The organism is Salinivibrio sp. AR647, assembly GCF_001995415.1.
GTDB classification, from domain to species: domain Bacteria; phylum Pseudomonadota; class Gammaproteobacteria; order Enterobacterales; family Vibrionaceae; genus Salinivibrio; species Salinivibrio costicola.
The window spans coordinates 71870-90854 of record NZ_MUFE01000010.1; the positions used below are offsets into that span (position 1 = coordinate 71870).

19 protein-coding genes are annotated in these 18985 nt (G+C 48.7%); 8 read left to right on the forward strand and 11 right to left on the reverse strand.

The features are described from left to right. The first annotated feature begins 329 nt into the window (after positions 1-329). Positions 330-1793 carry an aminoacyl-histidine dipeptidase gene (locus BZG76_RS12625; RefSeq protein WP_108743682.1) on the forward strand — a complete coding sequence of 488 codons (1464 nt, stop codon included), beginning with the start codon at positions 330-332 and terminating at the stop codon, positions 1791-1793. Here BZG76_RS12625 and dinB read toward each other — a convergent pair. The 10 genes from dinB to bolA all read right to left on the reverse strand — a co-directional run bounded on the left by dinB (position 1790) and on the right by bolA (position 10951). Next, a complete protein-coding gene (dinB, locus tag BZG76_RS12630) occupies positions 1790-2842 on the reverse strand; it encodes a DNA polymerase IV (protein WP_077461626.1) in 1053 nt (350 codons plus the stop codon). The two genes, BZG76_RS12625 and dinB, sit on opposite strands and share 4 nt — an antisense overlap. A 72-nt stretch (positions 2843-2914) precedes the next feature. Next, positions 2915-3136 carry a (Na+)-NQR maturation NqrM gene (gene nqrM / locus BZG76_RS12635; RefSeq protein ID WP_021024134.1) on the reverse strand — a complete coding sequence of 74 codons (222 nt, stop codon included), beginning with the start codon at positions 3134-3136 and terminating at the stop codon, positions 2915-2917. A gap of 120 nt (positions 3137-3256) precedes the next feature. After that, positions 3257-4273: an FAD:protein FMN transferase gene (locus tag BZG76_RS12640; RefSeq protein ID WP_077461627.1), complete on the reverse strand. Its 1017-nt coding sequence runs from the start codon at positions 4271-4273 to the stop codon at positions 3257-3259. Between the two features lie 84 nt (positions 4274-4357). Further along, positions 4358-5581: an NADH:ubiquinone reductase (Na(+)-transporting) subunit F gene (gene nqrF, locus BZG76_RS12645; RefSeq protein WP_021024136.1), complete on the reverse strand. Its 1224-nt coding sequence runs from the start codon at positions 5579-5581 to the stop codon at positions 4358-4360. Positions 5582-5612: 31 nt separating this feature from the next. Beyond that, the gene (gene nqrE / locus BZG76_RS12650) at positions 5613-6209 is read right to left on the reverse strand and encodes an NADH:ubiquinone reductase (Na(+)-transporting) subunit E (protein ID WP_021024137.1); all 597 of its coding nucleotides are present in this window, start codon (positions 6207-6209) and stop codon (positions 5613-5615) included. 6 nt (positions 6210-6215) lie between these two features. Continuing rightward, the gene (locus BZG76_RS12655) at positions 6216-6848 is read right to left on the reverse strand and encodes an NADH:ubiquinone reductase (Na(+)-transporting) subunit D (protein WP_021024138.1); all 633 of its coding nucleotides are present in this window, start codon (positions 6846-6848) and stop codon (positions 6216-6218) included. Next, positions 6841-7644: a Na(+)-translocating NADH-quinone reductase subunit C gene (locus tag BZG76_RS12660; RefSeq protein WP_077461628.1), complete on the reverse strand. Its 804-nt coding sequence runs from the start codon at positions 7642-7644 to the stop codon at positions 6841-6843. The genes BZG76_RS12655 and BZG76_RS12660 overlap by 8 nt, the downstream gene beginning before the upstream one ends. Then, the gene (locus tag BZG76_RS15285; RefSeq protein ID WP_021024140.1) at positions 7634-8875 is read right to left on the reverse strand and encodes an NADH:ubiquinone reductase (Na(+)-transporting) subunit B; all 1242 of its coding nucleotides are present in this window, start codon (positions 8873-8875) and stop codon (positions 7634-7636) included. Before BZG76_RS15285 ends, BZG76_RS12660 begins: the two co-directional genes overlap by 11 nt. 3 nt (positions 8876-8878) lie before the next feature. Beyond that, positions 8879-10219, reverse strand: a complete 1341-nt coding sequence (locus BZG76_RS15290; RefSeq protein WP_077669054.1) for a Na(+)-translocating NADH-quinone reductase subunit A — start codon at positions 10217-10219, stop codon at positions 8879-8881. A gap of 414 nt (positions 10220-10633) precedes the next feature. After that, positions 10634-10951: a transcriptional regulator BolA gene (gene bolA, locus BZG76_RS12670; protein ID WP_077461629.1), complete on the reverse strand. Its 318-nt coding sequence runs from the start codon at positions 10949-10951 to the stop codon at positions 10634-10636. A gap of 170 nt (positions 10952-11121) precedes the next feature. On the opposite strand from bolA, the gene BZG76_RS12675 reads away from it, so the two are divergent. The 7 genes from BZG76_RS12675 to BZG76_RS12705 all read left to right on the forward strand — a co-directional run bounded on the left by BZG76_RS12675 (position 11122) and on the right by BZG76_RS12705 (position 17459). Further along, positions 11122-12258 (forward strand): methyltransferase, encoded by a 1137-nt coding sequence (locus tag BZG76_RS12675; RefSeq protein ID WP_077461630.1) that lies wholly within the window; start codon positions 11122-11124, stop codon positions 12256-12258. 25 nt (positions 12259-12283) lie between these two features. Beyond that, positions 12284-12853 (forward strand): YajG family lipoprotein, encoded by a 570-nt coding sequence (locus BZG76_RS12680; RefSeq protein ID WP_077461631.1) that lies wholly within the window; start codon positions 12284-12286, stop codon positions 12851-12853. A gap of 2 nt (positions 12854-12855) precedes the next feature. Beyond that, a complete protein-coding gene (locus BZG76_RS12685; RefSeq protein ID WP_077461632.1) occupies positions 12856-13416 on the forward strand; it encodes a peptidylprolyl isomerase in 561 nt (186 codons plus the stop codon). A gap of 20 nt (positions 13417-13436) precedes the next feature. Further along, entirely contained in the window at positions 13437-14831 is a 1395-nt protein-coding gene (locus BZG76_RS12690; RefSeq protein WP_077461633.1) for an AmpG family muropeptide MFS transporter, read from the forward strand. 218 nt (positions 14832-15049) lie between these two features. Continuing rightward, complete coding sequence (locus tag BZG76_RS12695; protein WP_077461634.1) at positions 15050-15865, forward strand: nucleoside-specific channel-forming Tsx family protein; 816 nt, start codon at positions 15050-15052, stop codon at positions 15863-15865. Positions 15866-15966: 101 nt separating this feature from the next. Next, positions 15967-16857 carry a ketopantoate reductase family protein gene (locus tag BZG76_RS12700; RefSeq protein ID WP_077461635.1) on the forward strand — a complete coding sequence of 297 codons (891 nt, stop codon included), beginning with the start codon at positions 15967-15969 and terminating at the stop codon, positions 16855-16857. Next, positions 16854-17459, forward strand: coding sequence for a DJ-1 family glyoxalase III (locus BZG76_RS12705; protein ID WP_077461636.1), 606 nt, complete (start codon positions 16854-16856; stop codon positions 17457-17459). Before BZG76_RS12700 ends, BZG76_RS12705 begins: the two co-directional genes overlap by 4 nt. A gap of 66 nt (positions 17460-17525) precedes the next feature. On the opposite strand, the gene thiI is transcribed toward BZG76_RS12705, so the two are convergent. Further along, positions 17526-18974 (reverse strand): tRNA uracil 4-sulfurtransferase ThiI, encoded by a 1449-nt coding sequence (thiI, locus tag BZG76_RS12710; RefSeq protein WP_077461637.1) that lies wholly within the window; start codon positions 18972-18974, stop codon positions 17526-17528. Positions 18975-18985 lie beyond the last annotated feature (11 nt).

The following is an 18985-nucleotide window of genomic DNA, read 5'->3' on the forward strand; positions in this document are numbered from 1 at the left end:
CTCAAGTTTAAACCAATGTTGTTCACATTTATCTCGGTTCCTTGGAGGCGAATGCTCGGGTTCACTCCATGAACAACTGGCAAGCGATGTTGCCAATGTCTAGATAATATACCAAAGGTAATTTATTTACAAGCTTTAAGGTGACAGGAGTCACAAAAAGTTCATATATGTAATTTAATTACAATAATAACGCCTAGTTTGATTGGCATAGCGGGTTTTTATCCATGTCTGTTGCCGTGATAGCGACAGTGATATGCTTGGGTTTGTTTTTCCATTTCAGTGAGACCTGCTGCATAAAAGGTCAACCATAAAATATAATGGAGTTTATCGTGTCTGACATTAGCCAATTATCACCGCGCCCTGTTTGGGCGTTTTTCGACCAAATCTGTGCTATCCCTCATCCTTCTTATCATGAGTCACAGTTAGCCCAGTTTATTATCGATTGGGCAAAGGGACGTGGTTTAGCGGTTCGTCAAGATAACGCCGGTAACCTATTCATTCGTAAACCAGCCACTCCCGGCATGGAGAATCGCAAGGGCGTAGTCTTACAAGCCCACCTCGATATGGTGCCTCAGAAGAATGAAAATACCGATCACGATTTTACCCGCGATCCTATTCGTCCCTATGTGGATGGGGAGTGGGTCACTGCCGATGGCACCACGTTAGGTGCGGATAACGGTATGGGGATGGCATCCTGCCTTGCTGTTCTCGATGCCGATGATATCGAGCACGGTCCACTTGAAGTATTACTCACCACCAACGAAGAAGCAGGTATGGATGGCGCGTTTGGGCTTGAAGCAGGCTGGCTAACAGGTGAGATACTGCTCAATACCGACTCAGAGCAAGAAGGGGAAGTGTACATGGGCTGCGCGGGTGGCGTGGATGCCAGTATGCATTTTCCACTCGAGCGACAAGCGATAGAAGGAGATCTAGCACGCTTTACGATTGGCATTAAAGGATTAAAAGGGGGCCACTCGGGCGTGGATATTCACACGGGCCGAGCGAATGCCAATAAATTATTAGCCCGTTTCCTGAGCCATCATCTTGATGATGTCGACATGAGCCTACTCGCGATACGTGGTGGTACATTACGCAATGCCATTCCTCGTGAAGCGTTTGCCGATATTGCCGTGCCTGCATCGCAAAAAGACGCACTGGCTGGCGCTGTTGACCGGTTCGCGACGCTGCTACAAGACGAGTTAGGCCGCTTGGAAGAGCAAGTGACCTTGGTAATGGAATCCACTGACAATGCAACTGATCCCCTCACACGCGCCGTCCAATCACGTTTATTAGCGGCCTTAAATGCTGCGCCTAACGGGGTAGTGAGAATGAGTGATGATGTCCCTGGCGTGGTCGAAACATCACTTAACCTCGGCGTGATTAATACTGAGGAAGATAAAATTACCGCCTTATTTCTGATCCGTTCATTGATCGACTCAGGCCGTGAAAACGTGCAAAGCATGCTGCAATCACTGGCAAGCTTAGCGAATGTTAATGTCGAGTTTTCAGGCGCCTACCCAGGTTGGAAACCGGATCCCGATTCAGAGATTATGCATATTTTCCGCGATACCTATGAAGGAATCTATCAGCGTAAACCTGACATCATGGTCATTCATGCGGGGCTAGAGTGTGGCCTATTTAAACAGCCCTATCCCAACATGGATATGATTTCATTTGGTCCGACTATCAAGTTTCCGCATTCTCCCGATGAGAAAGTAAATATCGATAGTGTTGGGCACTATTGGCAACAAATGCAGGCGATTTTAAAAGCGATTCCAGTTAAAACGGCCTAGCCGAGTAGACTCAGTTGGGGGGCGGTATCGTCTCCCAACCCAACCGACAAACCAATCAGGCGAATACCTCGCCCTTCCCCTCGATAAAAGGCTTCGTGTAACAAGGTATCAAACAAGGCGCGGTCCAAGGACTCACATCGGTGTGCGACCGTGGTGGTTTGAAAATCATTAAACTTCATTTTGATCCCTTGCCGGCAAATTCGTCCCCCTGCATCGGCTTTTTCTAATCGCGTCAGCAATTCATCGTATAAACGATCAATCCACGGCAAACAGGCATCAAGCAAGTTTAGATCCTCAGACAAGGTTTTTTCGACTCCGACGGATTTCCGTATACGCTCAACTTGCACCTCACGTCGGTCAATGCCATGAGCACGCTGCCAAAGCACGGAACCAAATTTACCAAAGCGCTGGACAAGCATTGATGGATCCGCGGTTTGAATATCATGGCAGGTAAACAGATTCCATTCATGCAACTTGGTCAAGGTGACCCGTCCCACACCAGGAATAGACTGTAAAGGGAGATCGCGAACAAAGTGTTCAACTTGGTCGGGTGACACCACGCAAATACCATCGGGTTTGTTTTTATCCGACGCTACTTTGGCGATAAATTTAATCGGCGCCACGCCCGCCGAGGCCGTTAGTCCTAACTCATGACGAATGTCGCGCCGAATTGCTTCGGCTATTAAGGTCGCAGAATTTTGATAACATTGAGTCTCAGAGACATCAAGGTAGGCTTCGTCAAGGGAAAGCGGTTCTATGGTATCGGTATAGCGATGAAAAATAGCATGCAACTGTTGAGAGATGCGACGATATTTCGCCATGTTGCCACGCATCACTGTCAAGCCGGGACACAGCTTTAATGCTTGAGCGGTGGCCATCGCAGAACGTATGCCAAACCGCCGCGCGGGATAATTACAGGTGGCAATGACACCGCGTCCATCGGCAGAGCCACCAATGGCTAAAGGAATAGACTGTAAAGCCGGATTATCGCGCATTTCTACTGCGGCATAAAAACAATCCATATCAATATGAATGATTTTTCTGCTCATGCTCCGGCCTTTTCATCAGAGTTCAGACGGGTTAGCCACGCGCTCTATAAAATGACGCGTTGGCAAAACACGTTAGATGATTTGATTTTTTTTCCACTCACGCGTTTTCTCCGCCCGCGCTTCGCGTTTTTTTCGTGCATCGCACGGCTCTGGGCAGTCACACTCTTTTTCAATACCGATCGCCCCCAAGCCACCACAGCTGCCGCTGATGGTTTTTTGCTGAACGATATAGCCGATCGCCATACCAGCAATGACAAGGAGAAAGACTGCGAAGGTGATAAGAAAGACTGACATAATTGCTCACCTATTATTGGTCGTGATGCTCAGCGCCATGAGATGCGCTGAGCGAGTAACATGCATTACGCGTGCTTTAATCGTGCTGCCTCAACGGCACTGACGCTGTCCATAAAGACACTAACGCTGCAAATAAGGTTTAAACGCCTCTGACGCGGTTTCTTCAAACCCATCGTCTGTTTTTACTACCATAAATACAGGAATATTCGCTTTGTTGGCTAATTCCATCGCTTTATCTGGCCCGAGTACCATAAAGCCCGTGGCTAAGCCATCAGCCGTCATACAAGACGGATCAAGCACGGTTACTGAGACCAAGTGATGATTGATCGGACGTCCTGTCGTAGGATCGATAATGTGCGAATAACGCATACCATCACTTTCAAAGTAGTTGCGATAGTCGCCAGATGTGGCAACCGCCATATCGCCTGGCTCGACGATCTCTTGTACTGACTGCGCTCCCGCACTCGGTTTCTCAATCGCGATACGCCAAGGCACTTGATCTTGGTTCACACCTTTTAATTGTAACTCACCACCAATCTCAACCAAATAGTTATCGAGTCCTAAATCGCCAAGGTAGTTTGCCACAACATCCACCCCGTACCCTTTCGCAATGGTTGATAAGTCAACATACAAGTCAGGGTTGGTTTTTGTGAGTCGACGCCCATCGACACTAAGGTGTTCTAAGCCCGTCATCGCCATCCGTGACGCTATCTCTTCATCACTGGGAATAGTCTCCGGCCGCTTTTCTGGCCCAAAACTCCAAAGATTAACCAATGGCCCCACTGTGACATCAAGCGCGCCTTGGGTAAGTTGATTCAGCCGAATTGCCTCGTTAATCACGGTGATTGTCGCTGGAGAGACAGAAACAGGTGAGTTCGCTTGATGCTGGTTGAATTGACTCAGTTCGGAGTCTGTTCGGTAAGTCGACATCTGATCGTTGACTGTTTCTAAACGCTGATCGATAGCCGCTTGAACGACATCCTGCGAGGGAGTAGCGTCCGTCGCGATATATTTGATCGAATAATAGGTCCCCATCGTCTCGCCCGTAAGATGCACAAGCTCAGGGGCGCGCTCACAACCGACAAGACCTGCAACCACGGCAACGACTGTTGCACAGCGTAACCAAAACTTCTTCATAGTGGTGTCCTTCGACATCAGGTTTATACGTAAAATGGCTGGCCCTTGGGCCAGCCATTACAAGGTCAGACAAACAATCAGTGCCTATCCGCCGAAATCATCCAACATGATGTTTTCGTCTTCAACACCAAGATCTTTAAGCAAGCCAATCACGGCAGCGTTCATCATTGGTGGCCCACACATGTAATACTCGCAGTCTTCCGGTGCTTCATGGTCTTTCAGATAGTTTTCATAAAGCACATTATGGATAAAGCCAGTATCACCCTCCCAGTTATCTTCTGGTAGCGGGTCGGACAGTGCGCAATACCAGTTGAAGTTCTCATTTTGCTCTTGGAGCATATCGAAATCTTCAACGTAGAACATTTCACGTTTAGACCGCGCGCCATACCAGAACGTAATCTTACGATCCGTGTTAAGACGTTTGAGCTGGTCAAAGATATGTGAGCGCATTGGCGCCATACCTGCACCACCGCCGATAAATACCATCTCTGCGTCGGTGTCTTTGGCGAAAAACTCCCCAAATGGACCCGAGATAGTGCACTTGTCACCCGGCTTTAATGACCAAATGTAAGAGGACATCTGGCCCGGTGGCACGTCTGGGTTACGCGGTGGTGGCGTCGCCACACGTACGTTAAGCATGATAATACCCTCTTCTTCAGGGTAGTTAGCCATGGAGTACGCACGAATAATGTCTTCATCTACCTTAGACTCGTAACGGAAAAGGTTGAACTTCTCCCAGTCTTCACGGTATTCCTCAGGAATATCAAAATCCGAGTACTTAATATGGTGTGGTGGCGCCTCAATTTGAATATAACCACCGGCACGGAAAGGTACCGATTCACCATCTGGAATACGTAATTTAAGCTCTTTGATAAACGTGGCTTGGTTATCGTTAGAAATAACTTCGCAATCCCACTTCTTGACGCCAAAGATCTCTTCTGGCAGCTCAATCTTCATATCTTGCTTAATAGCAACCTGACACGACAGACGCTCACCTTCACGCGCTTCACCTTTGGTAATGTGGTCAAGCTCGGTCGGTAGAATGTCACCACCGCCTTCTTTGATCTTCACACGACATTGACCGCATGAACCACCGCCACCACAGGCAGAAGACACAAATACACCAGCACCAGCCAGTGCGCCAAGCAGTTTTCCGCCTGGCTGAGTGACGATCGCTTTTTCAGGATCGTCATTAATATCGATTGTGATGTCTCCGGTTGGTACCAGCTTCGATTTGGCGAATAAAATCACCATCACCAACGCCAGTACAATCAGAGTAAACATCACTACACCAAGAATAATGTCCATTGACTATTCCTTTCCTCGCAGTTTACCCGGCTTACAGTTGCACACCAGAGAAAGACATAAAGCCCAATGCCATCAGACCTACAGAGATGAAGGTAATCCCTAATCCTCGTAGTGCAGGTGGCACATCTGAATACTTCATTTTCTCGCGGATCCCCGCCAGCGCGACGATGGCTAACATCCAGCCTACGCCCGAACCAAAGCCATAAACGACCGACTCGGCGAAGTTGTAATCACGTTGTACCATAAATGATACGCCACCAAAGATGGCACAGTTCACTGTAATCAACGGTAGGAAAATACCGAGTGCGTTGTAGAGCGGTGGGAAGAACCGATCCAATACCATTTCCAAGATTTGTACCAAAGCAGCAATAACACCGATAAAGGTCACAAAGTTCAGAAAGCTCAGATCCACCCCTTTAACCAACGCATCTTCACGTAGGATAAGGTTGTAAACCAGGTTGTTAACCGGTACCGAAATAGTCAGTACCACCACAACAGCGACACCGAGGCCGAACGCCGTTTTCACTTTCTTAGACACCGCCAAGAAAGTACACATGCCGAGGAAGAATGCCAACGCCATGTTCTCAATAAAGATTGAGCGCACCAGCAGGCTTAGATAGTGTTCCATGTGCTGTTACTCCTTCGCTTCAACTTGTTCTGGTTTGAAGGTACGCACAATCCAAATCAAAAAGCCGATGAGGAAGAATGCAGAGGGGGCTAACAGCATCATGCCGTTAGGCTGATACCAACCACCTTCGCTGACAACCGGCAGGATTGATACGCCAAAGACAGAGCCAGAGCCAAGAAGCTCGCGGAAGAAAGCCACTGTCATCAGAACAAAACCATAACCCAACGCGTTACCAATACCATCCATGAATGACGGTAATGGCGATGACTTCATTGCATAGGCTTCTGCGCGTCCCATCACGATACAGTTAGTGATGATCAGCCCCACGAAGACCGAAAGCTGCTTAGAGATGTCATAAACAAACGCTTTCAGCGTTTCGTCAACCACAATAACTAATGAAGCGATGATCGCCATTTGAACGATGATACGTACACTATTAGGAATGTGGTTACGAATCAGCGACACGAAAAAGTTAGACATTGCGGTGACGAACATCACCGCCAGTGTCATGACAAAGGCTGTCTGCATCTGCGTAGTCACCGCTAGTGCCGAACACACCCCGAGAACCTGTAAGGCAATCGGGTTGTTGTCTAGCACCGGCGATAGCAGATTTTTCTTCAGTTCTTTCGCTTCAGCCATTGGTCAGGCCTCCCTCACGAACTTTTGCTAAGAACGGGCCAAAACCCTGCTCACCTAGCCAGAAATTAAATTGATTCTGAACACCGTTACTGGTCAGCGTTGCACCAGAAAGCGCGTCAATGCCGTGCTCACTTCCTTCAGGTGCGCCGCCTTTAACGATTCGAATGGCTGGCTCGCCTTGCTCGTTGAACAGTTTTTTACCATCCCACTTCGCGCGCCATTTCGGGTTTTCGACCTCGCCACCTAAGCCAGGGGTTTCACCTTGCTCATAGTAAACGATATCAGCAACAGTGTTACCATCCGGCTCAACCGCGACAAACGCGTACATCATACTCCATAGGCCTGAGCCTTTTACGGGGAGAATGAGGCGCTGTATATCACCCGAATCATTTTTCACGACGTAGACTTTAGCGACATCAGCACGACGGCCAATGTCTGCTACATTCTCTTCGCTACTTAGCTTTTTCGAGAGGCTAGGATCTTTCGCGGCTGCGCGCTGATCATAATCAGCTGCATCAGCAACATTGACAGCATCCGGGCTGACATAGTCGCCCTTTTCAAGGCTGACTAAGCGCGTTTCAATATACTTGTTGTAAGCATCGTTAATCGCGCTCTTACCACCCGCCACATCGACACCTGCGACCGAAAGGATGTTCTTTTGTACGTCTAATTTTGCGTTCATTTGTTGCAAAGGACGTAACGCCACCGCTGCACCAGACACCACGATTGAGCACACCAAGCTCAACGCGATAACAAYGATCAGCGTCTTTTTAATACTATCGTTACTACTTGCCATTACGAGCCAGTCTCCGTTTGATGTTGCCCTGAATCACCAAGTTATCAAAGAGAGGTGCAAACAGGTTAGCGAACAAGATCGCCAGCATCATACCTTCTGGATATGCTGGGTTTACCACACGAATGATCACTGCCATGGCACCGATCAATGCGCCATACCACCATTTCGCTTTATTGGTAAACGCAGCAGATACCGGGTCTGTTGCCATGAACATCATACCGAATGCAAAACCACCCAGCACCAAGTGCCAGTAGAACGGCATGCTGAACATCGGGTTGGTATCTGATCCAATCAGATTAAACAAGGTCGCCGCAACGGCCATGCCCAAAAAGGTACCCAAGATGATGCGCCATGACGCGATCCGCATGTATACCAAGGCTGCACCGCCAATTAAGATGGCAATGGTCGAGACTTCACCAATTGAACCTGGGATATTACCAATAAAGGCATCCATCCAAGTCATGGTTTGACCACTCACATTGTGCATCAGTGCTGATTGGCCACCGGTATACCATTGGCTGAGCGCGGTTGCACCTGAGTAACCATCGGCTGCGGTCCATACCAAATCACCCGAGATCTGTGCTGGATAGGCAAAGAACAAGAACGCACGACCGGCCAATGCTGGGTTCAAGAAGTTACGTCCCGTTCCGCCAAAGATCTCTTTTGCAACGACCACACCAAAGGTGATACCGAGCGCGGCTTGCCATAATGGCAATGTCGGCGGCACGATGAGGGCAAACAAAATGGATGTAACAAAGAACCCTTCGTTTACTTCGTGTTTACGCACGATGCAGAAAAGTACTTCCCAGAAACCACCTACAATAAAGACGGTGGCATAAATAGGCAGGAAGTAGGTGGCACCGAGAATGGTTTTGGTCCCCCAGCTTGCAGCCGCTAGCGGCCCAGCGATGGACTCGGTTAACCAATAATGCCAGTTTCCACTAATGACCTGCGCAAGCTGATCGCCTGAATACAAGTCCATCAAGCCCATAATCGCTTGGTTACCTGTGTTGTACATCCCCCAGAACATCGCTGGGAACACCGCAAGCCAAACCATGATCATGATGCGTTTCAAATCGATACTGTCACGCACATGCGCGCCGGCTTTGGTCACCATACCTGGCGTGTATAAAATGGTCGCAACCGCTTCATACAAGGCAAACCACTTTTCGTGTTTACCGCCTGGCTCAAAGTGTGGCTCGATTTGCTCTAAAAAGTTTTTCAGGCTCATCTGTTACCCTTCCTTCTCAATTTTTTCCAGGCTCTCGCGGAGCATTGGACCAAATTCGTACTTGCCTGGGCAGACAAAGGTACAAAGGGCCAAATCTTCAGGATCTAACTCCAGCGCGCCTAGCTGTTGCATGCTATCTGTATCGCCGGCACAGATATCACGCAGCAACATGGTTGGCTCGATATCTAGCGGCATCACTCGCTCATAATTACCGATCGGCACCATGGAACGATCACTGCCATTGGTGGAGGTGGTTAAATTGAAAAGCTGACCTTTAAACAAATGGCCAAGATAAGCGCGCGTCACTGAGAAGCGATTTTTACCGGGTGCTAGCCAACCAAACAGTTCTTTCTCGTTACCTTCGCGAAGTACCGAGACCTGCATATGGAAACGACCTAGATAGGCATGTGGGCCAGTAGCTTTGGTACCAGATAGCACAGAGCCAGAAATCACACGGCTTTCGCCAGCCATTAGCTCGCCATCTACCAGCTCATCGAGATTAGCGCCAAGCTGGGTACGAATGAGGCGTGGCTGACTGACCATAGGACCCGCAATAGACACAACACGGTCCGTATGGATTTCACCGGCTAGGAATAGATGCCCAAACGCAATCACATCTTGATAGTTGAGATGCCACACCTGCTTTTCCATATCAACAGAACGCAAGTAATGGATATGGGTACCAACCAGTCCTGCTGGGTGAGGACCAGCAAAAACGTGTTGTTCGACATTAGATTGCTTGCTGGTTGGAAGCTCAACGTCTGCTTTGCACACAAAGACAGATTTATCCGTGAGGCGCGATACGACGTCTAAACCAGCCACGAAGGCCTCTTTCTGTTCATCAATGATCACTTTAGGATCCGCGGCGAGCGGATTAGTGTCCATTGCGTTAACAAAAATAGCTTCGGGTTCAGCATCAATCGCTGGAGAACGGCTGAACGGTCGGGTGCGGAGCGCGGTCCACATCCCAGACTCAACCAGTTGATCAACAACGGCTTGACGGTCTAGCGAGGCTAATTGCGACGCTTCGTACTTATTGAAGGTAACTTGCTCATTTCCATCGACTTCAATGACGACAGACTGAAGAACACGCTTGGCACCGCGATTGACTTCAACCACTTTACCAGCTGCGGGCGCAGTAAATTTGACGCCAGGGTTTTTCTTATCTTCGAAAACCACTTGGCCTTTCTTCACTACATCACCCACTCGCGCATGCATAGTGGGGCGCATTCCAACGTACTCTTCGCCAAGCAAGGCGACTTTCTTGATGGCTGGACCATCACTTATCACCTGAGTAGGAGTCCCTGCGATGGGGATATCCAAACCCTTTTTTATTGTAATCATACGCACTTGCACTACATTAACGGGAAAAAGAATTCTGTTATTGCGCAGTTAAAGACACGACTTTCGACTGAATGGCGGCCTAAAGGCACACCGTCGCAACATCCTGCTAACCATTTCATCACACAAAGGCAACCTAGGTTAGTCTTTAAGCACGATATTCTATCACTAACCCCAGCACTGATTCTATGGATATTGTCACTAGGGCGTGGCAATTATCCATACCTGTACAAACAATGCGCGTTGTAACTTCACAGTTTTACTGTTGTTTTTTTACGCGTTGCAGACAGCTGTTGACCGAGACAGTCACGGATTAACACTTGTCTGGCCGTAATCAATACCAAGCAGACACCAGGCCTTTATGTAAGAAATTGTTGCCATGAGGTAAAAGATAAAATCATGCCCACTCTCACTCGTCTAAGACGCATTCACGTCACCACCCCGACATGCCGGAGAGTCAGGCGCTTGGGTCTGCGCTTGCCATTCTTGCGGTGAATAGGTGTGAATCGCAAGCGCGTGAACCTCACCCGCCAATTCATCCGCGAGTGTGCTATTCACCGCTCTATGGCGCTGAATAAGCCGCTGGTCGCTGAATAGCTCCGAGACAACCACCACCTTAAAATGACTTTCCGCGCCTTCAGGCACATTGTGCATATAACTTTCGTTGTGTACCTCAAGGTGGGCCGGCGTGAAAGCCCGCGTCAGTTTTTCTGTTATTTCTGTTTCAATTTTCATGACGTCCCCAAAATCTCCGGGCGACCTGCCCAGATTTTAGCCGTTATTGATAAAATTGCGAATCGAGTGATGGATCAAGCAACGACAGGCAGTTTGCCCTCGTTTACATTGCAGTTATCGCTTGAGTGCGACAATATACGCAGTCCGTAACCCCCGATGCAAACGCGCCAATGAAAACACTACTTCCGATTCCAGGTAGCGAATCAGCCTTGACGCTACACCGTTACCCGCAGCGAAAAAATGAGACGCTACAAGCCTTCGATGCCGCCGATGAATATATGATTGCGCACGCTAGCACATGGTCAGTACGTAAAAATGCGCGAATATTGATCATTAATGATCAATTTGGCGCACTCAGTTGCTGGGCCAGCCAGCAAGGATTTGATGTTTTTCAAGTCAGCGATTCGGTTATTTCGCAGCAAGCGACGATTGAGAATCTGGCACACAATGATCTCGCGGGTATCACTCAGCTTACCAGCTTAGATACCTTACCGGCGGATATCGATGCGGTGATGTTACGCGTACCGAAAAGCAGTAAAATGCTCACTTGGCAACTTCAGCAACTCGCCAGTGTCACTGATGCGCATACGCTTGTGCTAGCGAGTGCTAAAGCGAAAGAGATCCATACCTCGACCCTTAATCAGTTTGAGCATTGGCTGGGGGCAACAACCACCTCGCTGGCGAAGAAAAAAGCGCGTTTGATTTTTACCACACCGACCAAGCAACCGGTACCGCAGCCCGATCCGGTCAACGATGTCGACGTACCAGAATTCTCGATGCGACTGGCTAACTGGCCCAATGTTTTCTCGGCCAAGAAACTCGATATTGCCGCGTATTTAATGCTGCCGCACATTCCGAGTCAGGCACATTTAAAACGTATTGTCGATTTAGGCTGCGGTAACGGCGTATTGGCATTACAAGCGGCACGAAATAATCCAGCGGCGTTCATTTATGCGGTCGATGAAAGCCATATGGCCGTCGCCAGCGCAAAACACAATCTGAATCGCCATGATATCGACTCACGCCGTTTTCTCTGTGAGGCCAGAGATTGCCTCACCGGTTTTGAGCATACAGATATCGATCTTGTGCTCTGTAACCCACCCTTCCACCAGCAGCAAACCATTACCGATCATATTGCTTGGCAAATGTTTTGTGACGCAAAACGTGTTCTGACCACGAATGGCGAGCTTTTAGTCATTGGCAATCGTCATCTCGGCTATCATACTAAGCTTAAACGTCTTTTTGGTCATGTCACTGTCGTTGCGTCGAATAAAAAATTCGTTATTCTCAAGGCAGTCAATGCCTAATATTAAGAAAAGGAAGCCGAACCCCATGAAAAAACTGATTATTGCTATCGCTGTATTAGTCCTTGCTGGCTGTTCGACACCCCGTGAGCCACAGCTGACTATCGCACCCTCTCCGGCGTCATCCAATCAGCAGCAAGTCAACAATCTTCCGGTCGTGGTGAAGAGTAAAGACTTACGTACCGCACAATTCGTTGCGGTTATCGATAGCGGTCGCTCCAATGTCAAACCGCTGCACGCCAGCCAGAATTTGCGTGTGGTATTAGAAGACACGCTGTCTCGTCAACTGTCATCACAAGGGTTTCGAGTGGTTGCCAATGGCCCGGGAGTGTTGCGCCTCGACATTCTTGATGCCTTAGTCCGAGTCAAACACACCGTGTTTAAACATGACATGGAAGCATCGGTTCAATTACAGCTCGTTGCTGAATCCCCTGAGGGTCGCTTTGTTAAGCGTTATACCGGGAAATCGACGCAAAGTGGTGTAAGCAGTGCATCACCTGATGATATCGAACTGGCGCTGAATAACTTGCTTGAAGCGGTGTTACAAGACATTGCCGACGACGAGCAACTCCTTAATCATATGAAAGCACACTTTTAAGCATGGTATGTCGTTCGCTTCTCTGGATTCTTGTGCTGGTTATCACGCCAGTGCAAGCCAGTGTCATGGTTAAAGTCGAAACCACCTTGGGTGATTTTGCGGTAAAACTAAACCCGCAAAAAGCGCCGAAAACCGTGGCCAACTTTTTGCGTTATGTTGACGATGGCAGTTATGTCGGGACGCAGTTTCATCGCGTGATCCCACGATTTGTCGTGCAAGGCGGCGGGTTTGATAAAGCCCTGAATCGCCGACCAAGCTACGAGCCGGTAGACAATGAATCATCTAACGGTTTGAAGAATCGGCGAGCGACAATCGCCATGGCACGTACGCAAGAGCCCGACTCCGCCACCCGGCAGTTTTATATCAACATCCGTGATAATGGCTTTTTAGACGCCACGCCCAATAAAGTGGGATATACGGTTTTTGGTCGAGTCGTGGAGGGCTTTAATACGCTCCAAACGATGACCAAGCAACCCACAGTGACCGTCCCGAGCAAACGCATGCAAGATGTACCGCAACAGCCGATTGTTATCACCAATATCTACCGGATGTCCTCTCAATAGCGACAAGTAGGCTAACCACTATGCTGTCATCCAAGTTCAAAACGACATTGGCGCCCTACGCCGATCGTCGTTTACTTTTTGTTTTCTTAATGGGTTGCTGTAGTGGCTTTCCCTGGGTGTTGATTGGCTCCAACTTAAATGGTTGGTTGGCTGACGAGGGCCTATCACGCACCGCGATTGGTCTATTTGGTTCGGTTTTCGTCCTGTATGCAGTCAACTTTTTATGGGCGCCATTACTCGACCGCATTAAGATCCCTTTTCTATCTCAGCGCTTGGGTCAGCGCCGCAGTTGGATTTTTTCGACTCAAGCTATTATGTTGATTGCCACCTTGGCGTTGTCACAACTTGATTTACAAGGGCTTAAAGCGGTCGATCCTTGGGTTACTACTGTGGTGTTATCCTCACTCATCTTTGCGATTGCATTGGCCTCTTCCACCCAGGATATTGCCATTGACGCCTTTCGGATTGATAACTTTGCTGAACATGAGACTGATAAGTTTCCGCTGGCATCAGCGATGTCTGTGATTGGTTGGTGGACCGGCTATTCGGTGCCAGGTTATGTTGGCTTTGTTAACGCCGATGCCATCGGTTGGAATCATGTTTATGTGATCATGGCAGGCTTTATCGGCTTAATGGCATTGGCGACGCTGTATGTGAAAGAACCAGAAAGTGACCGCGAACAGCGCCAAGATGCCGCCACTCGCCACTATTTGGCGCAAGGATACAGTGGCTTGCGTGCGTGGCTGGCGGTCACCGTGGTCGAGCCCTTTGCCGAGTTTTTCCGTCGCAATGGGGTGAAAGTAGCATTAACCCTGTTGCTGTTTGTATTTTTATTCAAGCTGGGTGAAGCCTTCCTCGGACGGATGTCGATCGTGTTTTATAAAGATGTCGGCTTTACCAATGAACAAATTGGTTACTACTCCAAACTTGTCGGTTGGGGCCTCACCGTGGTCTACACCCTGATTGGTAGTTATATCAATTTGCGTTTCGGCGTGATTAAAGGGCTGTTTATTGGTGGCGTGGCCATGGCGTCCAGCAACCTGATGTTTGCCTGGCTGGCGATGGTTGGGCCCAACGAGCACCTGCTGCTGGGCGCAATCTTAGTCGATAACTTTACGTCAGCGTTTGCAACCATTGCGTTCGTGTCATTTTTAACCTTCTTAACGGGTCGTGCGTTTTCAGCCACTCAGTACGCCCTCTTAGCGTCGTTGGGGAATCTAGGCCGCACCACGGTCGCCTCCTTTAGTGGCATGATGGTAGACTGGTTGGATAGCTGGTCAACATTTTTCGTAATAACCGCTCTAATGGTGATTCCTGGGCTAGTCATGCTGATCTATATTGGCAGGCAATTCCGCCAATCCTCGTCACAAAACAATCAAACACCTGAACACTGCCCAGATTCACGTCGCAACTGACCCCACGTATCACAGTGGAGTGCAAAGTTTTGCTCTCCACTGTCGTCTGATTATTAACAAAGATCACATAAAACGGCCATGTAAACCGTTACAACTTGTCACCAATCACAATCCATTTGTGTGCCTATGTTTATTACATTCTTTATAGTGAACTTTCCCCATATACTGCTCTTAATGAACGCACACCGCGTAATTAACACCCAGCAGAGGCAGTCACTATGAAAAAATCCCTACTCGCACTCGCCGTTATCGCCGCAAGCAGCGTATCTGTTGCCAACGCCGCCGATTACTCCGATGACATTTACAAAAATGATCACAAATGGCTTCAGTTTAATGCTATGTATGCCATTAATGAAAAGCCACAGTTCGGTACCGATACTGACAAGGACCATAACTACCTAGAAATGGAATTCGGCGGCCGCAAAGGCGTGGTCGATCTTTATGGTTACGTCGATATTTTTGACTTGGCAGAAAGCGACAGCGACAACAACAATAAAAGAGAGGCCGCTAAGTCCTTTATGAAGTTAGCACCCCGCTTCTCAATTGACGGCATCACCGGACAAGACTTGTCATTTGGTCCTGTGCAAGAAGTCTATTTCTCGACCTTGTTTAACTGGGGTGGTGGCAAACAAGACACTAACAACTCGTTCTGGGGTATCGGTGCCGATGTCGAACTGCCTTGGTTTGGCAAAGTGGGCATGAACCTTTACGGTTTGTATGACATCAACAAAAAAGATTGGAATGGTTACCAATTCTCCACCAACTGGTTTAAACCTTTCCACTTCTTTGATAATGGTAGCTTCCTGTCTTACCAAGGTTATATCGATTATCAATTTGGTGCCGATGACACCTTTAAAGGTAATGACCAAGCGACCCACGGCGGTGCGATGTTTAACGGCCTATACTGGCATTCAGACAACTACGCTCTCGGTTATGGTCTAAAAGCCTATAACGATGTCTACTTGATTGAAGATGGTGGTACCGCTGATACCTCAGGCATCTCTCACTACCTAAACGCCACCTACAAGTTCTAACTGACTAGCGCGCCGGCCCTCGTCGGCGCGCTGCTTTCCTGCTTTGCCTTTCATCCTCTATGGTTATGATACACTGAGGTTTTAACCAAGCAGGCGATGTGATGAGGATTACCCTAATTGGTGCTGGCGCCATTGGCACATTATGGGCGGTGAAACTAACCCAAGCAGGACATAGCGTTAATCTGGTCACGCGAGACCACGCAAGTGAACGCACCCTTTCTTTAGACGGCACATCGTTCACCTTGCCCGCCAACCAAACCGCTTTGATGCAACAAAGCGATCTCTGGTTAGTCTGCACCAAAGCCTATGATATCCAAGCCGCATTGCTTCCCTATCTATCCTATTTACACCCAGAGACTCTGGTTGTACTTATGCATAATGGAATGGGACCGCATCAATGGCTGGCAACACAGTTACCTGACGCTCAACCTCTGCTGCTTGCTACCACATCTCATGGTGTCTGTCGCACCCGTACCGGTGATTGTCAGCACACCGGGCATGGACCAACCGCTATTGGACCAGGCAATCAAGCCGGCCATGCCTGCACCTTTATTGCCGAGGTTTTTGATCATGCCCTTCCCACCGCGACGTGGAAGCGCGAAATTTTTCAGTCACTTTGGTATAAACTGGCGATCAACAGCGTAATTAACCCACTGACCGCGGTGCATGGCATTCAAAATGGTGAGTTGCTCAAAGTTGACTACGATCCTATCATTCGCGAACTGTGCCAAGAGTTAGCCAATGTGATGCGCGCTGAAGGCGTCCACACCTCTGTGACAGAGATCCGCCAACAGATTGATACCGTGGTAAAAGCAACCGCAAACAACTATTCATCCATGAATCGTGATGTCTTCTATCAACGTCCGACAGAGCTCGAATACATTACCGGTTATGTGTTGCAGCGAGCGGCCGAACACCACATATCGGCCCCGCATCATCAACAGCTCTATCAGGCGGTACAACAAGGTCAACGGCATAAGGAATCCTCATGAGTCAACAACGTCTCCTCATTTGTATGGCCCCCGGCAGCGAAGAAATAGAAGCAGTCACCGTGATTGACGTGATGCGGCGAGCGGGGTTTGACGTGACTGTCGCCAGTGCGGCACCTGATGGAAAGCTCACCCTCACCGGCTCTCGTGGGGTGGTGATCGTCTGTGACACCACACTCGCTGCGGTGGCCGATCAACCATTTGATTGCGTGGTTTTACCGGGTGGCATCGACGGCGCACAATGTTTAGGTGACAGCACGCTGGTAACAGAGATCATTAAGCAGCAGCAAAGCGATCAGGCTTGGGTCGCGGCGATTTGTGCGGCGCCGGCTTTAGTTCTGCAACGCCACGAGCTGTTCCCTCGATCTCATATGAGCTGCCATCCGAGTGTCAGTGAGCAGATCCCCGAACAATGGCTCAGTCGGCGCCGAGTGATGACCGATTATGATCACCGTTTAATTACTAGTCAGGGACCCGGCTCAGCGATGGAGTTCGCGATTGAAATCGTGCATGTACTTGGCGGCAAAAAGCTGGCCTGGCAGGTCGCTGAGCCTATGATGCCGTTGCCTCAATTGCATTATGAGAAAAAATTCAGCGAAGGATAAATCGGCTCAGCGCCTAATCGCAAACAGGCAGCCGATTGGGCTGCCTGTTTTTTACGTTCACAATGATTAAACCCGATAGACTTTCACATTATCAAAGCCCATATCTTTGAGGTACAGGGCTTGCAGTCGACTCATTACGCCACGTTCACAATAGAGCAAATAGGTTTTACTTTGGTCAAGATCACCGAACTGCGTCGCCAACTTAAAGAAGGGAATATGAGCGACGTTCGCACCTTCAACCTTAAGTGGTTTGTCTTCTTGCTCTTCGCGGCTGCGAATATCTAAAACGACGGAATCTTTATCAACCTCGTTGACCCATTCCGCTTCTGGCGCTTTCTCTTTGCTTAGCGCTTCAATAGCACGAATATCCATGATCGTTGCCTGATCAACCGCTTGTTCTAATAAGCTAAAGTCAAACTTTGATTCCTCATGTTCCAACTTGGCTTTTTCCGCTTTGACCGTGGGCTTTTTCGAAATCACCCCACAGTACTCAGGCATGGTTTTAGCAAAATCTTCGGTGCCAATTTTGCGTGCAGTATCAATAATATCTTCTTTGTCCCAGTTGATCAGCGGGCGCAAAATCAGGCTATCAGTGACGTTATCAATCATGCGCAAGTTAGTGAGTGTCTGACTAGATACTTGGCCCAAAGCCTCGCCAGTTACCAAGGCCTGAATACCGAAGCGCTCTGCGACCATGCTCGCCGCACGCACAAACATGCGTTTCAACACCACGCCCATCTGACCGTTATCAACGTTTTCGAGAATGCTATTAACCACCGGCTCGAAATCAATCGAAATAAATTTCACTTTGGCAGAGGAACCAAATTTATTCCAAAGGTAGTGAGAAACCTGCTGCACACCCGTTTCATGAGATTTGCCGCCAAGATTAAAAAAGCAATAATGAACCTTACTACCACGTTTTATATGCAGGTAGCTCGACACCCCTGAGTCGAAGCCGCCCGATATCAAGCTCAGTACGTCTTCTTGCGTACCCAGCGGGAAGCCGCCTAAGCCAGTATGACGGTGCTTCACCAAGTTCAGCTTATCGTGGTCAACTTCCATCATCACGGTTACGTCAGGCTTTTTCAGCTGTACGCTTGCCGACGGAACAGCTTGGTTTAACCCACCGCCCACATAGCGTTCAAGCTCAATAGAACTAAAGTCATGCTTGCCGCGGCGTTTGGCTCGGACACAAAAGGTTTTTCCTTCAATTTGATCACGCACTCCCTCTAAAGTGAGTGTATAAATATGATGCAAATCGTTAAACAGTGTCTGCTCTACCTCAAGCACAGTTTGGACGCCAGGCGTGTTAGTTAGCACATCCAGCACCAGCTGACGCTCGTCCGGTTGTTTTAATGTCACCTCAATGTGATCCCGACGGTTATATACCGCCGTATTACCAGTCCGACGCTTTAGAATATTACGAATATTGCATTCGAGGATTTTAGTAAAACGCTTTCTGACTGACTCGCTTTTGACGATCACCTCAGGGTGAATTTTAACAATAAACTTCATAACCGGTTCGA